Annotated in this window: 15 protein-coding genes and 1 pseudogene; 9 read left to right on the forward strand and 7 right to left on the reverse strand. The window is 42.5% G+C overall.

Annotation, left to right across the window (positions count from 1 at the left end):
* The first annotated feature begins 630 nt into the window (after positions 1–630).
* The 5 genes from LC605_RS17390 to LC605_RS17410 all read left to right on the forward strand — a co-directional run bounded on the left by LC605_RS17390 (position 631) and on the right by LC605_RS17410 (position 4,172).
* Positions 631–1,353 (forward strand): cyclase family protein, encoded by a 723-nt coding sequence (locus tag LC605_RS17390; protein ID WP_229548771.1) that lies wholly within the window; start codon positions 631–633, stop codon positions 1,351–1,353.
* Positions 1,354–1,919: 566 nt separating this feature from the next.
* Positions 1,920–2,159 carry a hypothetical protein gene (locus LC605_RS17395; RefSeq protein WP_229548772.1) on the forward strand — a complete coding sequence of 80 codons (240 nt, stop codon included), beginning with the start codon at positions 1,920–1,922 and terminating at the stop codon, positions 2,157–2,159.
* Between the two features lie 5 nt (positions 2,160–2,164).
* Positions 2,165–2,647, forward strand: coding sequence for a DUF3368 domain-containing protein (locus LC605_RS17400; protein WP_229548773.1), 483 nt, complete (start codon positions 2,165–2,167; stop codon positions 2,645–2,647).
* Between the two features lie 401 nt (positions 2,648–3,048).
* Entirely contained in the window at positions 3,049–3,483 is a 435-nt protein-coding gene (locus LC605_RS17405) for a CU044_2847 family protein (RefSeq protein WP_229548774.1), read from the forward strand.
* The gene (locus LC605_RS17410) at positions 3,480–4,172 is read left to right on the forward strand and encodes a TIGR04283 family arsenosugar biosynthesis glycosyltransferase (RefSeq protein WP_229548775.1); all 693 of its coding nucleotides are present in this window, start codon (positions 3,480–3,482) and stop codon (positions 4,170–4,172) included. Before LC605_RS17405 ends, LC605_RS17410 begins: the two co-directional genes overlap by 4 nt.
* Before the next feature lie 384 nt (positions 4,173–4,556).
* On the opposite strand, the gene LC605_RS17415 is transcribed toward LC605_RS17410, so the two are convergent.
* From LC605_RS17415 to LC605_RS17430, 4 genes are all read right to left on the reverse strand, one after another.
* Positions 4,557–7,355: a CHAT domain-containing protein gene (locus LC605_RS17415; RefSeq protein WP_229548776.1), complete on the reverse strand. Its 2,799-nt coding sequence runs from the start codon at positions 7,353–7,355 to the stop codon at positions 4,557–4,559.
* 148 nt (positions 7,356–7,503) lie between these two features.
* Positions 7,504–8,154 carry a sigma-70 family RNA polymerase sigma factor gene (locus LC605_RS17420; RefSeq protein WP_229548777.1) on the reverse strand — a complete coding sequence of 217 codons (651 nt, stop codon included), beginning with the start codon at positions 8,152–8,154 and terminating at the stop codon, positions 7,504–7,506.
* Positions 8,155–8,535: 381 nt separating this feature from the next.
* On the reverse strand, positions 8,536–9,912 hold the full coding sequence (locus tag LC605_RS17425; RefSeq protein ID WP_229548778.1) for a DUF2330 domain-containing protein: 1,377 nt from the start codon (positions 9,910–9,912) through the stop codon (positions 8,536–8,538).
* A gap of 47 nt (positions 9,913–9,959) precedes the next feature.
* On the reverse strand, positions 9,960–10,934 hold the full coding sequence (locus LC605_RS17430; protein WP_229548779.1) for an RnfABCDGE type electron transport complex subunit D: 975 nt from the start codon (positions 10,932–10,934) through the stop codon (positions 9,960–9,962).
* Positions 10,935–11,590: 656 nt separating this feature from the next.
* Between LC605_RS17430 and LC605_RS17435 the strand changes: the two genes are divergently transcribed.
* Positions 11,591–12,268 carry a polysaccharide deacetylase family protein gene (locus LC605_RS17435; protein ID WP_229548780.1) on the forward strand — a complete coding sequence of 226 codons (678 nt, stop codon included), beginning with the start codon at positions 11,591–11,593 and terminating at the stop codon, positions 12,266–12,268.
* 337 nt (positions 12,269–12,605) lie between these two features.
* Here the strand turns inward: LC605_RS17435 and LC605_RS17440 are convergent, their stop codons facing one another.
* Positions 12,606–13,031: a hypothetical protein gene (locus LC605_RS17440; protein WP_229548781.1), complete on the reverse strand. Its 426-nt coding sequence runs from the start codon at positions 13,029–13,031 to the stop codon at positions 12,606–12,608.
* A 318-nt stretch (positions 13,032–13,349) separates the two neighbouring features.
* On the reverse strand, positions 13,350–13,721 hold the full coding sequence (locus LC605_RS17445; RefSeq protein ID WP_229548782.1) for a hypothetical protein: 372 nt from the start codon (positions 13,719–13,721) through the stop codon (positions 13,350–13,352).
* Positions 13,722–13,908: 187 nt separating this feature from the next.
* Here LC605_RS17445 and LC605_RS17450 point away from each other — a divergent pair.
* The 3 genes and pseudogenes from LC605_RS17450 to LC605_RS17460 all read left to right on the forward strand — a co-directional run.
* Positions 13,909–14,001: pseudogene (locus tag LC605_RS17450) on the forward strand (polysaccharide deacetylase family protein); the annotation flags it as partial.
* 1 nt (position 14,002) lies between these two features.
* Positions 14,003–14,917 (forward strand): HipA-like protein, encoded by a 915-nt coding sequence (locus tag LC605_RS17455; RefSeq protein ID WP_229548783.1) that lies wholly within the window; start codon positions 14,003–14,005, stop codon positions 14,915–14,917.
* The gene (locus tag LC605_RS17460; RefSeq protein ID WP_229548784.1) at positions 14,914–15,678 is read left to right on the forward strand and encodes an HIRAN domain-containing protein; all 765 of its coding nucleotides are present in this window, start codon (positions 14,914–14,916) and stop codon (positions 15,676–15,678) included. Before LC605_RS17455 ends, LC605_RS17460 begins: the two co-directional genes overlap by 4 nt.
* Here LC605_RS17460 and LC605_RS17465 read toward each other — a convergent pair.
* Positions 15,675–16,652, reverse strand: a complete 978-nt coding sequence (locus tag LC605_RS17465; protein ID WP_229548785.1) for a carbohydrate kinase — start codon at positions 16,650–16,652, stop codon at positions 15,675–15,677. The genes LC605_RS17460 and LC605_RS17465 overlap by 4 nt on opposite strands.
* Positions 16,653–16,907: the final 255 nt, after the last annotated feature.

Consider the following 16,907-nt stretch of genomic DNA (forward strand, 5'->3'; position numbering starts at 1 on the left):
GCTGTCTTGCAAGGAACTGAAGTTCCTTGCTAATAGCTGAAGTCATCTAAAAGATGACTAAATTCCTCAACAATCTTTAGTCTACTTCAGTAGACTTGAGCTATTAGCTTGGGAATTGATTCCCAAGCGGGTGATCAAGCCAACAGTGAAGCTAAACAAGCTTAAGTTGACACCAATGGTAGTAAGGGCTACCCTACGAGAACGCTAAGAGCGAACAAGTCTCTTAACCGCAAGGGCGCACTGGCAACTCTTTGCCTCTGTGGTAGCCTGCGGCAAGCCGCTTTGCGTCTACGTAAAAAAAAGAGTTTCAGCCCTTTTGTGAACCGTATTGATTTATCAGGCACGATTTGCCCAAAATTTTAACCTAAGCTTAATAAATAATTAACCTATTAGTTGTTAACTAAGATTAATTCACTTTTTGCTGCAACATTTGAACCCCCCCAAAACCTGGAATTTACCGGAATTGGGGGGATTATTTCTGCTAGTATAATGAATTACAAGTAGAATGTGTTGTACTTCAATCGATTCAAAAACTTTGTAATGGTAGTACTATTTTTGCATAGGCGTAGGCCAACCAAGGCATCGCATTTTTGAAAAAATCCCTGAGTATAAATAAAGTAGAAGGCTGGGATGATACAACCCCAAAGTCAAAATAGTATCACCTACACACGCGTTATCCACCTAAGTCATGTAATTGACATAGATATTCCCCAGTGGTCTGGAGATCCCACAGTAGAATTTGAAACTGTGGCTGAACTAAATAATGATAGCTATTACCTGCGGCGTTTCTCCTTGGGGGAACATAGCGCTACCCATATCAACGCCCCTAACAGTTTTCATAGTTCTGCTGTCGGAATTGACCAATACCCAGCCCAGTCTTTAGTTGTACCTGCGGTGGTCATAGATATTCGCCAAGCCACAGCAGTTAATTCTGATTATGCTCTGACTATTGCTGATGTTGTAGCTTGGGAAGAAGAATACGGTGAAATTGCTGGTGGCTCTGTAGTTATCCTGAATACAGGGTGGCAAAAAAAGTGGTTTAATAAAAGTGCATTCCTAAATTATGATTCTCAAGGAATTCCACATTTTCCAGGGTTTGGCAGCGATGCAACTCAATTTTTACTGGATGAACGGCAAATTGCTGGGGTAGGAATTGATACTCATGGCGTAGACTCAGGACAGGATAACAGTTTTGCGATTAACCGCTTGGTGTTGGAAAAACCGCGCATTGTGTTGGAGAATCTGACAAATTTGGATCAACTGCCACCGAAAGGTACTACTCTAGCGATCGCAGTTCTGAGATTACGTGGTGGTTCTGGTTCTCCTGTGGGGGTGTTGGCGTTCGTGCCTTAACTATTATGGTCTTTCTTCTTCAGTTTAGGGACTTCCAAATAAATAAATATCCAACTATTTTTTGATATTGAGTTAACTTATCCATTTCACAATCTCCTGGTGATTAAGAGGTTTTTTGAAAAGTAGTATGTTGTCATACCAAGTAAGTCGGTGAAAATAAATCAAACTATGTGACGAAACGTAAACAGGCTTGAAACCCTTACCAAGGACGAATGACAAAGGACAAATGACAGCTATCACCAGTTATCTTTAATTGCGCCGACCTACTTAATCGAATGATTACCCCCCTTAATCCCCCCTTATAAAGGGGGGAAACAAGAAATCTGGTTCCCTCCCCAATATATCGGGGAGGGTTAGGGTGGGGTAAAATAATATTTGATGGATCAATCATAATTTTTCAAACATCCTCTAAGATTCAATACAGTTCAGTTAAGGATTTCTTCCCTCTCTTTCTCTCTTCTCTCCGTGTCCTCTGCGCCTCTGCGGTTCGTTAAAGAAAAAGAGTTTTAGCCCTTTTGTGAACCGTATTGCTCTAAAATTAACAACTACGGTAGCTTGAAATACCTATGACTAGTAAGGAAGAATTAAGAAGTGTTGCCTCAGAAATTCCATTATTTAATAATATTGAGCAAAAAGAAACATTTCTGTTTGTGATTGGGGCGTTATTTTCGAGAGTTATTAGTTTGAAAAAGGCCGCAGAAATCATGGAGATAGAGCCTGATGTATTTGTTAAACTATTAGATTTGATGGGGCTGGAATTTTCCTACTTGACTGAACAAGATATGGCTATAGAAAAGGATTGGTAGGGTGTGTGAAGGTTGTTTTTAACTCTTCTCCATTAATCTTTTTATCGCGTCTGGAGTTTCTCGATATTTTTCTAGATTCTGACGATAACTTTTATTTGCCAAATTTTGTTGCAGAAGAAATCAGTGCTAAATCTGATGCAGCTAGTCAACAGGTAAAAACTTTAATTGACGCCGACAAAATATTAGTTAAAGAAATTCAATTATTTTCGTTAGTCAATCGCCTAAATATGCGACTAGGGAGAGGAGAATCAGAGGCCATTGCTTTAGGCACTGAGTTACAAACAGATTACATAATTTTAGATGACTTCGCAGCCAGAAAAGAAGCAACTCGACTGGGATTAAATGTCAAGGGAACTTTAGCAGTCATCAAGAAACTTCAGGTAGATGGCAAAATCACCATTAGTAGCACAGACCAGTTGTATCAAGACATCCTGGCAATGAATTTCAGAGTCAAGCGATCGCTATTCGATGCCATTTTTTCAGATTAGATGCAGGGTTAGCGGAAGTAACTTCAGGGTTCGCAGAAGTAACTTCAGGGTTAGCGGAAGTAACTTCAGGGTTCGCGGAAGCTACTTCAGGGTTCGCGGAAGCTACTTCAGGGTTCGCGGAAGCTACTTCGGAGTTCGCGGAAGCTACTTCAGAGTTCGCGGAAGTTATTTCGGAGTTCGCGGAAGTTACTTCAGAGTTCGCGGAAGTTACTTCAGGGTTAGTTTTTGTTTGTGTAAACGCGGTTTCTAATCCCCCATTTCGCGTTAAATTGACTACACGCAATTCTTTTAGGCAAAATTACCCCATGACTCAACTCACACCTATTCAGTTAGAAGATGGCACGATTATTTACATTGAAGCCACAAATAACGTAAGTACATTGGTGCAAAAAAAGTAAAGTATGTTACGAAACGTAAATAAGCTTAAAACCTTTACTAATGACGAAGGACAAATGACAAATGACAGCCTTAGCCAGTTAACTTTAATTGCGCCAACCTACTTAGATGCTTTGCCAGTCATTACCGAAGTTTCTCCAGAGGGAGAAGAAGAAGCACTAATTGATAAGGGATGGGATGCTGATGCTGCACAAAAACAGATAGTGCAAAATTTCCAAGCAATTGAAGGTACAATTCGGGCTTACACTGTTTATTCACTCAATGCTTTTAAGAAAATTCCTGTTGCTAATATTGATAAAGTCACTCTAGAATTTGGCATCAAGGTTGGCGGTGAAGCAGGTATACCTTACATAACTAAAGGCACGGCTGAAAGCAATCTGAAGGTAACGGTAGAGTGTTCATTTCCTGACCAACCGGAAAAGAAAACTCCGCAATCATGAGTGAGAGTATTGACGCAGCCAAAATTTCGATTATTATTCCGGCTATTAATGAAGCGGGGAATATTCAAAAAGCCATTGCCACTACTCAAGCCAATCTAAATATAGAAGTCATTGTAGTCGATGGTGGCTCTAGTGATGATACTGTAGCGATCGCTCAGTCTTTAAATGTCAAAGTTATTTCATCGTCTCCCGGTCGTGCTGTGCAAATGAACGCGGGTGCAATAGAGGCTAGCGGTGAAATTCTGTTATTTCTCCATGCAGATACCCGTTTACCAACTGGGTTTGATGAGATGATTCGCACAGCACTACAACAACCTGAGACTGTAGCTGGTGCTTTTAACTTGCGGATTGATGCGTCACTTTTAAGTTTACGATGGGTGGAGTGGGGAGTAAATGTGCGATCGCATTTTTACCAAATGCCCTATGGCGACCAAGGAATTTTTCTCACAAAAGCAGTATTTCAACAAATGGGCAATTTTCCTGAATTGCCCATCATGGAAGATTTTGAACTCATGCGTCGTTTAAAACGCATCGGACGCATTGTAATTATCCCCACACCAGTTGTTACCTCAGCCCGTAGATGGTTGCAAAAGGGAGTACTCAAAACTACGCTACTTAATCAAGTAGTAATTATTGGTTATTTACTCGGCATTTCACCTAAGCGAATTCGTACCTGGTATCGCCGATAAAAATTTAAGAAGATTCAGTTTAGAATCCCTTGGTTTCCAACCAAGGGAGATGTCAACTTGTATCACAATACGCTTGGGTTAGCGTCAAAAACCTTGTATTGCGTAGGTTGGGTTGAGGAACGAAACCCAACCGAAGAGCGGGGTTTGTTGGGTAACACTAAAGTTCAACCCAACCTACAATTATCCTTAACCCAAGCGTATTGGGATTCGGGGGAGTAAGTACATTGGTGCAAAAAAAGTAAAGTATGTTACGAAACATAAATAAGCTTAAAACCTTTACTAATGACAAATGACAAATGACAAATGACAAATGACGAAGGACAAATGACAAATGACAAATGACAGCCTTAGCCAGTTAACTTTAATTGCGCCAACCTACTTATGTCAAAGCCAATTGCCAATCAACACATAAGCAGACCAAAAGCTTGGTGCTTTGTAGTTAGGATGTTTCAACAGTTGTAGCTGGGCACGGTGGACAGCTTCAGCTTTGGTGATTTTGCCACTTTTGAGTTCTCGATAGAAGGCACTAACAAACATTGCCGTCGATTGATCATCAATCTGCCACAGGGAAGCGATGGTACTGCGTGCCCCAGCTCGGACAGCTGCTCCTGCCAGACCAAGGGCTGCACGGTTGTCTCCTGTTGCTGTTTGGCAAGCGCTCAAAACTAATAGTTCTATTACGGTTTTACCCTGACTGCGGAAGAGAGTATCAAAATCCTTGACATTGATCCGACCATTAAAATCTAAAATAAAAGTGTCTTCCAGGCGGGAACTAAACTCACCGTGGGTTGCTAAATGCACTATGTTGAATGAAGCAGCATCTATTTCATTTTCTAAATTCTTTTGATTAAAATCTCCATCGATTAGGCTAGTTGTGGAGACTCCTGCCTTGGTAATGCCCTGGAATTCAGATTTGATCGCAAGCAAGGGTGCAAACCGAGAAAATCCTGGCGGCGGCTGAGTTAGTCCTGCGGTTAGCGCTCGAAGTTGCTGTTTTACTAGCGGTTTGGGGTCGAGAAGTTGTAGACCGACGCTTAGAGCAACTGCATATTTCTCTACCAAGTATTGCTTACCATCGTAGAGAGCTGCCATTGGTACATTGCGTAACGGGCCATCCAAGACGAACACTAGGGTATCTACCCGACTTTTTGACAATTGTGACTCAATGGGTTTGAGCAGTAAGTCGTAAAGTTGGTGCGCCTGGGTTTGGACAGCTTTGATCGCGGTGGGATTGACAAGATTTTTTCGCAGTTCTACTAAGAGTTGCTGTACTTCTGATTGGGAAATCTTAGTACTATAGCTTTGCAGGTGTTGATTGGGAATTTTGACAATTACCTGGAGTTCTTTTTCAAGAATAATTGGATAGAGGATGGCAGCCGTAGGATTATCTTTGTCTACCACTTGATCGAGGGCTACTCTCTGACCTTGCAGGCAAGCTTCCCGGAAAAAGTCGTCCAATTCTGCTAGTTGGAGTGCTTCAATCCGCTCGCGTGCTTTCTCTAATATTTTTTGATCTGGTTTTCCTTGTTGGGATTGCAGCAGTAACTCTACTGATTCTCGGTAGACGGGTTCTACGCTGTCCCGAAAGTTGAATTGTAGATCCTGGTTCACTACATCTTTATTGACTACTAAATCTCTGCGGAGAGACTGAAGAGTGTCTATAGCATTATCATATGCCGCGATCGCACCATTAATATTTTTTTGTGCCCACAGCAATCTACCTAACTGCCACTCCAAGGCATAGGTAATTTCTGGTGCATTGCTGCTCTGTACCAAAGCTAATCCTTGCCGGGTCAGGTCTTGCGCCTCTGACGACTGTCCGGTTTTTTCGTACAAGCCGCCTAAACTCTTCAAAGCATAGGCTTCTGCCCGCTTGTCCCCTAAACTGCGAGATTGCTGGATGGCTTTGGCTAGTAATACTGCTGAGTCGGGAGTGGGTAATGCTGAGAAAGAATTATGACTTGATGTTTGCAATACATTACTCTTGACTTTTGCCAGACTTTGCGAGAAGTTAACCTGAGCGTAGATACTAGCACGGCTAAGGGGGAGTTGGTCGAGTTGGGACTCAATCAACGGCAAGAGAGTTTGAACCTTTGCCCATTGTTTCTCTTCAATGAGTAGGCCCAGGAGATTCAGTTGGGCCTGGACTTTTGTTAGGGGTGAGGGCGATGCTGCTACTGTTTGTTGATAATAGGCGATCGCCTTTGCTTTATCCTGTTGTTTATGAGCATAATAATTCCCCAAGCTGAACAGACTAGCGCCAATATCAAGACTTGATTGCAGATGTTGAGCAATGCTCAGACTTTCTTCTAGCACCTCGCGTGACTTTTCCAAATCGCCCAATACCAAAAGGGCATTACCGAGCGATCGCAAACTGACTGTCTTTTCTATAGAGTCTGGTTGAGATTTTAAGGTCTGACTAACCTTTTCGAGTATTTTGACAGACCGAGGGTAAAATCCTTGGGTGCGCCACGCCTGTGCTTGATTGATTAGCGATCGCACCACGCCACTTTTATTATCTGCTTGTTTGTAAATTTCTTCCGTTTGCTGCCAAGTTGCTAAAGCCGCTTCCGACTGTCCCATCGTCAGTTGCAGACGACCTTGAATATCTACTGATTGGGCCAATAGTTGCAAATTTTGGTTTTCATTCTGCCCTTTGAGCAAATTTAAGCTCTCTGTAATTGCCTGTTGCGCCTGATTCCATGCACCGAGTTGCTGGTAAGCTAGGGAAAGATTACTGAGTGTTGCTGCTAGCGTCAAGCTCTCCCCTCGCTGCTTATATTCCTGGACAGCCTGTTGCAACACTTCTACAGCTTGAGCAAACTTGCCCTCATTGTATAAAATTTTGCCCTGTTGTAATAATGAGGCGAGGTCAGCAGCTACAGCCAGAGACGTGAAACTATTTATTGGTAGTTGGGATGAGGAATTAATTGAGCCAGGAACTTTTGCCAGCACAGGTGAAGCGACAATGCATAGCAAAGCAATCAGGAAGTACAAAGGCAAACGTAACAAGAGAGCCAGCGCGGTGAGCGATCGCACTGGCTTCTTTTGCCTTTTAGTTTTTACCGAATTCGCAACCAAAATCCTAGTTGTTTTAGCTATAAGTATGACAACAGGTAAGTGATAACCAGGAAAGCCCATGATTAACTCTAGGTGCTTGAGATCCCACGGTAATGTTACCATTCACAATTCCTGACCTTCCACAATCTTATTTATTCTTGAAAGAATAATTGGAGTAATTTTTTAGCGATCGCTGTCAAACTTGATCAGCCAAGTATATTAAAAAGCGATCCCTAACCTGAACCAAAAACCCACATTGGTCAGGGAATGGTTACAACAATCCCTCCAATTCTGCGAATTTGCGCAAACGCGGTAGACACTGACGTTGATAAAAACTGCTTAATGTCGGAATTGACAGCCCAAATTCCTCAGATAATTCTTTCCAGCCAACTTCCGGGGGTAGACGTTTGAGAATTAACACCTGACAATTCACATCTGGACGCCCTTTAATGTAAGTACCCCGCAGTTCTCCATCAGAGTCTGTCCTAACCCATATCTCCAAGTCTTCCAGAATCGGAGGTACTTGGGGGTTCGCCGGCAGGTTATCTACAGGGTCAATGGTTTCAGTTGTTCCACCCGATGTAGACTGACGAATTTTCAGAGGAACTGTTGTGGCTTGTTCCCGGTTCTGATGAATGTAAAAGTCTTGTAGTCTCCGTTTTAGGTAAGCATTCAGCCAGGTGATGACACTACCATAAGTGGGGTCATAGGTTTGACCTGTCAAACCTTCACAAACATTGCGGCAGAAATACAACCAAGTTTGTTGTAGTGCATCTTGATAATAGGAAGTACTTTCCCTCCAGAGTTTACTTGCTGTCAAGCGAATAATTTGCGTGAGCAGCTTCTGACGCTGAGGGCTTCCAGGTGGGTGTCCACAGGCTTCGGTAACTAAGCAGCGTAGCTGTTCATCCAATTGAACCATGACAATCTTGGCGAAAATAGCAAGAATATCTTAGTATTGCGTATAACAACCCCCTATAGGACTAGTGTTTGATTTTTGAAACATACGTGGGGGAGCCAGTTCTTTGGGCAGGTTTCCCGACTTGAGCGAACTGGCGTTGTGTTAGGCGTAAGCCGTAACGCACCAAAAGCTTGAGATGGTGCGTTACGGCTTACGTCTAAGAGGATGTTTGAAAAGTATTTGACTGTGATTTTAGGGGTATCTAGTTTGAGGGTTTGTAGTAAGCACTTTAGTGCTTAGAAAATAAGGACTGAAGTCCTTACTACCAAGTTGCTTACCGTCAATTTAAACTTGACAAACTACTAGTAGAGACGCGATTAATCGCGTCTCTCCCCAATCCCCTTAATCAAATCCAAACCTGGACAGGACATTTTCCCACAAGGAATATGTGAGATCGCCGACACTCAACTTCATTTTCTTGCGAATATCTTGGATATTTCGGTTGGTTAACCTAGCGAGAGTCTGGGCCTCTTGTTCAAAACGGTTGGGTAAAGAGCGTTTGTATTCTTTACCTGCCTCACACTTGACCGACCCTTCAAATGGATATTGCAAAACATAACGCCCTTGGAATTGTTCCCGGTTGGCAGTTTGCAAGAAAATCAAGTCTTCAGGGAATGTGTCACGGGTGTAACGGACATGGAGACGAGAGATGAAGACGTTTGTGCTAAAAAAGCTCGGAACAAATCTGCGGAATGTTGGCGTATCACTTGGAGAATTTTCAAGCCAAAATACGCCTGCTTCCTTGAGTTCCTCTGGAGTCAGGGGATCGGCAGAACAAGGATCGCAACTACCCATATCCCAAGCGTATTCCAAAAAACCAACTCTTTTGCCTTCTTTAGTGTAAGCAGTTTGGAACATGGATTTGTAGAATTCACCAAATTCATTTTTGATAAATACGGGAATGTTGACGTTGGAGGGGATTTTCACCGTCCGATAGTTAGCCAGTTCTGCCTCTCCTTGGGGTGAGAGAATATAGACAATTAAATCCTGCTCTGTGGTGGCATTGATCATGCCTAAACGAATTGGCAGGATAAACTTGGGTGATTGATAGGAAATTTGTAGCGGACGCAGAAACTGGTAGCCAGATTGCTCGAATTTATCTAAGTTGACTTTGGCAACAAAGAATTTCATTGAGGAACGGATATAGGGCTGAAGTAACTGTTTTGCCCCTTGAGGGATTTTGTAGCCATTTTGTGTCAGCCAAGTTTCCAGTCCCCCAGATTCTTTCGCACTGAGGATTACGATGTCATATTCACCGACGTTGAAACGCGCTTCCACCGTCACACCCAAACTGCGATCGCTTTTCTGAACTGTTTCACTCCTACCACTTAGTCCTGCTGACTCTGCAACTGCGCTTCTCAAAAATAGTGGTAGTGGCGCACAAGGATCTGGGTCAAAATATTCTACTAATCGCGGCGCACTAAAAGCATCTAGGCGCTCGATAATCTTCGGTTCAGTTACACGAACTTGCTCTTTTTGCAGCACCGTTGGCACTGGTACGACGATCGCAAAATCTTTGACCTCCCCTTGAAAGTCGTTTGCCATTGTTAGAACAGTGCGATCGCCATTGCGTGCAATCACTACCTGAGAAGCTTTGTTGTAAAGTTTCGTATCAGCTTTGGCTACATAAAATCCACAAAATGCCCAAGCTGACGGTGCAAAGCAAAGCACTGCGACAATTGTCAACAGTAATGACGTTAAAACTCGAAAAATCTTCATTTTTTATACCTCTGTATTAAGTCCCGTTAACAGTGAGGAGTTAGGAGTTAGGAGTTAGGAGTGCTAAATAAAAGTTCTCCCCCTACTCCCTCATCTCCCCCTACTCCCTCATCTCCCCCTACTCCCTCATCTCCCCCTACTCCCTCATCTCCCCCTACTCCCTCATCTCCCCCTACTCCCTCATCTCCCTCATCTCCCCTTTGCCAAGAAAATCGTGGTGCTAACCAGAGAACATCTAGCAGAATGCTCAACGGCGCAAGGATGAACAGTGCCCAAAAGACTGCGGTGGAAATAAAGAAATAATTCCGCAGGATAAAAGTTAATCCGGCGATGCAAAATGCCCAAACTACCCGCCCAATTCGGGAATTGGGAATCGATCGCGGATCTGTAATCATAAATAGGGCGAACAGCAGCAAAGAGCCGCTCATCAATCGGTGCCAATAAACATCCCAAGTCCAACCCAGCCAGAGATTGCGAATGGCTTCTAGGAAAGAATAAGCACCCAAAAAAGCTGCTGTGGTGTCCCAGCGACCAATGCGCTGCAAAGTCATGCCGCCAGTTCCGGCAAATAACAGCGCATACCACCACTCTTCACCCCACTGTCCAGGCGAAACCCAGGCGTCGGAGGTGAGAACTAAGGCGGAAATGATGCCAAAATTACCAGGGTTGAAAAAATGCTTTTTACCGTATTGGAAAATAAATTTGCTAGCGATCGCACTTACCGCCGCTATTACCATTGTCGTCCAGTGATCAGCCCGCAACAGCAAGCTGAGTCCCAGCGAGGTAATTAAAGCACTGCGAATATTTGTAATTTGTCCTTTGTCATTAGTCATTAGTCCTTTGTTGTTTGCCAATGACCAATGATTAATGACAAATGACAATATCCATTGGGTTACTACACAAGTGGCAATCAATACCCCAATAAACTCTGGTCGCAACGTCCAGTCTCGTGTGCCGATTCCTAGGACTAGGAACAAGCCCAGAAATGAAATTTGATAATCTCGTATATCTTTGAACAACATTAACATTTCATGCCGTGTTTATTCGTAGATTTATGGTCAATTTAGACGAGTGCTAGGTCAAAAAGTATTGCTCTTACGGATTTTTTGCCAAATCAGAACTTACTCATTGACATTCTTTAGCCAACCTTTCCCAACTGACTTTGGAGTGCTGATTGACCACACTCAGTGCTGAGTGAATTAAAAAGCTTATATCTAAATTTCTCTATTTGTACAGATATAAGCAGGTTAAGATGTGGTTCTGAGGCTTAACACTTTCATCTTAACCTACATTTACCACTTCAAGATGTAATATGTTAAAAATATTCAAAAAGATTTCCTAATCATCGCGATTACCAAGTATTAATACGGAGAATTATTGGTAATACTGGTAATTTATGATTGCTATTTAACCACGATTAGCCAAATGTTGAAAATCTTCGTATATTACACAATGAAGTGCGGAATCTGGGATATAACCCCAACACAAAACTTGCGTGATTTTTGAACCGGGAGACTTCAACCCACGGAATTGAGTTAAGTAATCAATAGACATCTGGTGAAAATGAATGTAGAGACGTAGCACTGCTACGTCTCTACAAGGGTTTCAGGCAACGCATAATTAATTTCTGGAGATGTCTAATGTAATTATGCAAGATTACGGAAAAAGAAAAAACTTTATGCAGCTAGCTCCCCTGTTCCCAATTTTCTACCGCATTCTCCAACCGAGTTTTCCCAATTGCCTTTGGGGTGGAAATCCTGACTCTCAAGCGATCGCCCTCACATTCGATGATGGCCCTCATCCGCAATACACCACCGAAGTTTTATCAGTGTTAGATCGTTACAAAATTACAGCCAGTTTTTTTTGGTTGGGTGTTTGTGTCAACCGTTCACCAGCCATTGCTAAAGCCGTAAGCGATCGCGGACACTGGATCGGATTGCATGGCTACGATCATCGCTCTTTTCCCATGCTTTCCCCAAATGACCTGAAGGACAGTTTACAAAAAACCCAAGCTGCCATCTACAATGCCTGTAACCTGCAACCTGAACAAGTGCGAGATGTCCGCCCCCCCAATGGTTTATTTACACCTGCGACCTTAAAATTGTTCTTTCAGTGGAATTACCGCCCAGTTATGTGGAGCGTTGTACCAGAAGACTGGGTGCGGCCAGGTGTCACAACCGTAGTAGAGCGAATTATGCAGCAAGTCAAAAATGGTTCGCTGATTGTTTTGCATGATGGTGCTTGCGGTGGAGAAGATGTTGCTGCCACAATTCAAATTCTCATTCCGCAACTGCTACAACAAGGCTATAAGTTTGTGACGGTTGATACTCTATGGCAGCAAGCTAAGACCAACTAAAGTACTAGCCTATAAAAATGTGGTGCTGGTGTGTTTAATACTCAAAGTTAGCGATCGCATCAAACTAAGTACAATATTTCATAAATTCGTAGCGAATTCTCTTTGCGTTCCTACCCTGCGGGAAGGCGAAGCGCCTATGCGCTTCCCTTTGCGCCCCTACCCTGCGGGAAGGCGTTCGCGCAGCGTCTCGTAGAGAAGCGCCTATGCGTTTAAATTTCAGCCCTCAATTCACCACGATTTTATGCTGCATCTGTACTTAGTAAAATACATTATAAAAATACTGAATTCTGTGAGGACTCCAGATTTTGGTATTACTAAGGTCGAGAAAGTTGAACAACTATTGTCCAATACCTATCCAGTTAATGTGAAATTTCTTTTGGTTAGCAATGGCAGGATTTAAAATGCTATCAGGCGAGAAGCGAACATAAATACGAAAACCTTTTGGTGTTGGAAAATAAATTGCTGACCCTCCAGTAGTCTGCCAGTGAGTATCATCACCACCTATAGATGTAACGTATTTTGGAGTAGAGGTAAAATTTGCTTCACTGGTATCTACATCAACATAAATTCCGTTTTCTGTGGCTGGGTAAGGCTGCCAACTTGTGGCACCAGGTGTTGTAGAACCAGCAGCAATTTTTGTGGTACCAACAACAGCAGTACTAGTTGTCTGAGCTTGAGCTACAGTAGACTGTACTAGTGGAAAACATAATGCTGTTGTAGTAAACAAACTTAAAGTAGATGCAATAAAGTGTTTTGTCTTCATTAGCCTTAAGTCCTTTTGTTACACTAGACATCTGTTACTAAAAGGATGTTCTAAAAGGTCTTTTAAAACATCCTCTAAGCATATATATATAAATGCAGTTTCACACCTAAATTTTTGTAAACGTATAATTAAGTTAATAAATACAGGCGTATTAGTAAGAACTAAATTCTCTAACCCGGATTTATCACAAGTGATGCGGTTAAAATCCCCATTACAAAACTTAATTACGTAGCTTGCTTCTCGCCGGAGGCGAGTATTACGAATTACGAACTTGTGCCGAGCGAAGTCGAGGTATTACGAATTATTTTAACTATATAATCATCCACTCAACTTACCCTGCTCATTGAGCGACCTTTTTACTTCAGCAAGTGGTATTTTCGGTTCATCAGTTCTGAGACTGGCAATTAAGTTGCAATAAATATCTTCCCAAATTTCACCGTGTTCCTCGAAGTCAAGCAGCACAGCAGTTTTACACCCTTGCTCATCTACCAAAAACTGTACAGTTAGGGGTATGTCAGTTTCTTCTTCCATAGCAGCCCAGAGTTCGCCATGTTGTTTTAGCTCAATCAACACAGCAGTCTTTTGTCCCAAAAAATTCATCAAAAACTGCACACCGGAAAATTGCATCTTTTCGTCCGTGCCAGAAACCTCCCAATTCTCAATATCAGTTAAAGGCTGAATAGACTGCATACTTGGCTGCAAATTAACAACATCTTTCAATTATCTTATAGTTTTTATGCAAACTTGCCTGAATTAGTCCATTTTCTAGTCGGGAGTATCAGCCTTTGGTGGCTGATATCCCAATGGCTTATGCTAATTCCTAGAGTTGATGTGTGGCTAAAAAAGCTTCGACTTCAGCAGCAGTCGGTTGAGAAGCGATCGCGGACACTGGATTGGATTGCATGGCTACGATCATCGCTCTTTTGCAATGCTTTCCCCAAATGACCTGAAGGACAGTTTAGAAAAAACCAATGATGCCAGAGCAGTTTCCGATCATTGAGGTTCCCCTAGATGCCCCGGAGGCTGATGAAGATTTGGGAACAAAAGAAAAGTTCTGGTTTCGTCATCACGATCTAGATAGTTGCCTATTCAAAAAAGCTAGACCAAACACAGGAGAGGATTGGGCAGAGAAGATTGCAGCTGAGTTGTGCGAGTTGCTTGGGCTACCTCATGCTGATTATGAACTGGCGGTATACAATGGCGAAAATGGCATTGTTTCACCTTCATTTTTGCCGTCTCAAAAAGGTGGAATCCTCACCCTTGGAAATGAAATTCTGGCTCGGATAGTATCTAATTATCCACAAGATTCTAAAGACCTATCCCAACACACAATAGATAATGTATTCAGTGCTATGAGAGATGATTCAGTTAATTTACCTATCGACTGGATACCACCAGAGGGAATTAGTTATGCGACGGAAACTTTTGTTGGGTATTTACTTTTGGATGCTTGGATTGGGAATAGCGATCGACACCATGAAAATTGGGCATTTATCAGGTTACAAGAGAAGATTTATCTAGCACCAAATTATGACCATGCCTCCTGTCTCGGTAGGAACGAGTCTGATTCTACAAGGAAAAGCAGACTAACCACAAAAGACGCTGGCTTCTCTGTCCAAGCGTATGTAGAAAGATGCAACTCTGCGTTGTATGCTAGAGTTGATGATAAAAGAACCCTCAAAACTTTTAATGCATTTTGCGAAGCACAACAACGGTATCCAGATGCAGCCAGGGTGTGGTTAAATAATTTAGCAAGGGTGTCAAGCAATGATACGTTAGAGCTTTTTGAGCGTATTCCATCTAATCGCATATCGCAAACAGCAATTGAATTTGCACAAAAGATATTGGAGTTAAATCAAAGTAAGCTGCTGGACACCCTACGATGAAAACACTTTTTTTAGCTTGGCAAGATCCTAAAAGTCGCGCTTGGCTTCCCATTGGTCGCTTAACATTTGACGGAAAAAAATATAACTTTGTATATACGCAAGGTGCTGTTAAAGCTCAAACTGAACATAATTTTCAGTTATTGTATTCCTTCCCAGACTTGAACAAAGAATACGCATCAGTTGAACTATTCCCCTTGTTTTCTAATCGATTAATGCGACGCTCTCGCCCTGACTACAAAAATTATATTGAATCGCTAAATATTCCGGAAGGACAAGACGATCCAATTAGCATTCTTTCTCGGAGTGGTGGACGCAAGGTAACAGATTATTTTGAAGTTTTCCCCTGTCCAGAACCAGATGAAAATGGTTTATACCGCATCCATTTTTTTGCACATGGACTGCGGCATCTTCCTGCTTGTGCAACTGAGCGAATTAATCAATTACAAACGGGTGAACTATTATATTTAGCTAACGAATTTCAAAATCCCTATGACCCGCGTGCATTGCTCTTATGCACTGAGGATCATCATATCGTAGGTTATTGCCCTCGGTATATTGTAGATGATGTTTTTCAACTCAAGAACAGAAATTCAGAACTTCTAAAAGTAAAAGTTGAGCGCGTGAACCCAGTACCCACACCACTCCAACTACGTCTATTGTGCAATATGACCGCACAATGGCATGAAGATTTTCGTCCATTTTCTAGTCGGGAATATCAGCCTTTGGTGGCTGATATCCCAGTGGCTTATGCTAATTCCTAGAGTTGATGTGTGGCTAAAAAAGCTTCGACTTCAGCAGCAGTCGGTTGAGAAGCGATCGCACCTGGTTTAATGGTAGTCAGCGCCCCAACAGCACTGGCATAGGTAACAATGCGTTTTGCTGTTTCTGCATCCCGCAAGCTGTGGATGCCATGCTGACCCAGTTGGTGGATGAATCCTGCCAAAAAGCTATCTCCTGCACCAGTTGTATCAACTACAGGCATAGAAAACGCGGGTAATTTGCCTTCATTTTCACCCAGACAATAGCTGCAACCGTTTTCCCCATCTGTTACTAACACTCCCTCAATTGAAGCCAGCCGGTAAGTGATTGCGCCGGGATCTGCGGTTTCAAATAACCATTGGGCTTCTTCTTTGGACAGCTTAAGGAAATCGACTCGCTTAAATAATTCTGGAATTTTTTGATGAGCGATGTTTGGCTCTTCCCAAAATACAGGACGCCAGTTAACATCCAGTACAATCTTCAGATCGTAATGTTCTGCTAACTCTAGGGCGCGGTTAATTGCTTCTTCACTCTCAGGATAGGCTAATTCCAAAGTACCCAAAACCAGAAAATCTGCCTCTTGAAACAGCGAATTTGGCAATTGTTTAGCTTGTAAATGAGTATCGGCAAATTCTGCGGTGTTATATTCCCCAAATCCGGCGAAAGTGCGATCGCCAGCCAGATCCCGTGTAACATAAACTTGCCGCGTTGGTGCTGTGGGATGGCGTTGTACCCCCGTAGTCTCTACACCTACATTTTGTAATAGATGAACCAGTGCATTTCCTGCTTCATCTTCACCAACGGCTCCGATAAATCCTGCTTTAGTCCCCAGCTTGACTAAAGCACAGGCTACGTTAGCTGGTGCCCCTCCTGGATAAGGAGTCCAAGATTTCACTTCTTCCAACTTTAGCCCCAATTGGTCGGCTAAACAATCAAACAAAATTTCACCAAGGCACAAAACACGGGGATTGCTCATCTCATTTTAGATTTCGATTTTGGATTAGGAATTTACAGTATAAAATCTACAATAATTTTTGCTAATCTGTCGCCAGTCCTTCATAGAATTCAATAGCAACTTTTACTACTCCCATACCATGTATATGCTTCTAATTCCTTGCTTATTTTCCATCAGTGCTTAGACGATAGATTGGTTATAGTGAGCTATATTTAATACTTGCAATATTCCGTGCTTAATATTTATGCCAACTTGAAATCCAAAGAAAATATTGAC

Source organism: Nostoc sp. CHAB 5836, assembly GCF_020829445.1.
Lineage (GTDB): Bacteria > Cyanobacteriota > Cyanobacteriia > Cyanobacteriales > Nostocaceae > Nostoc.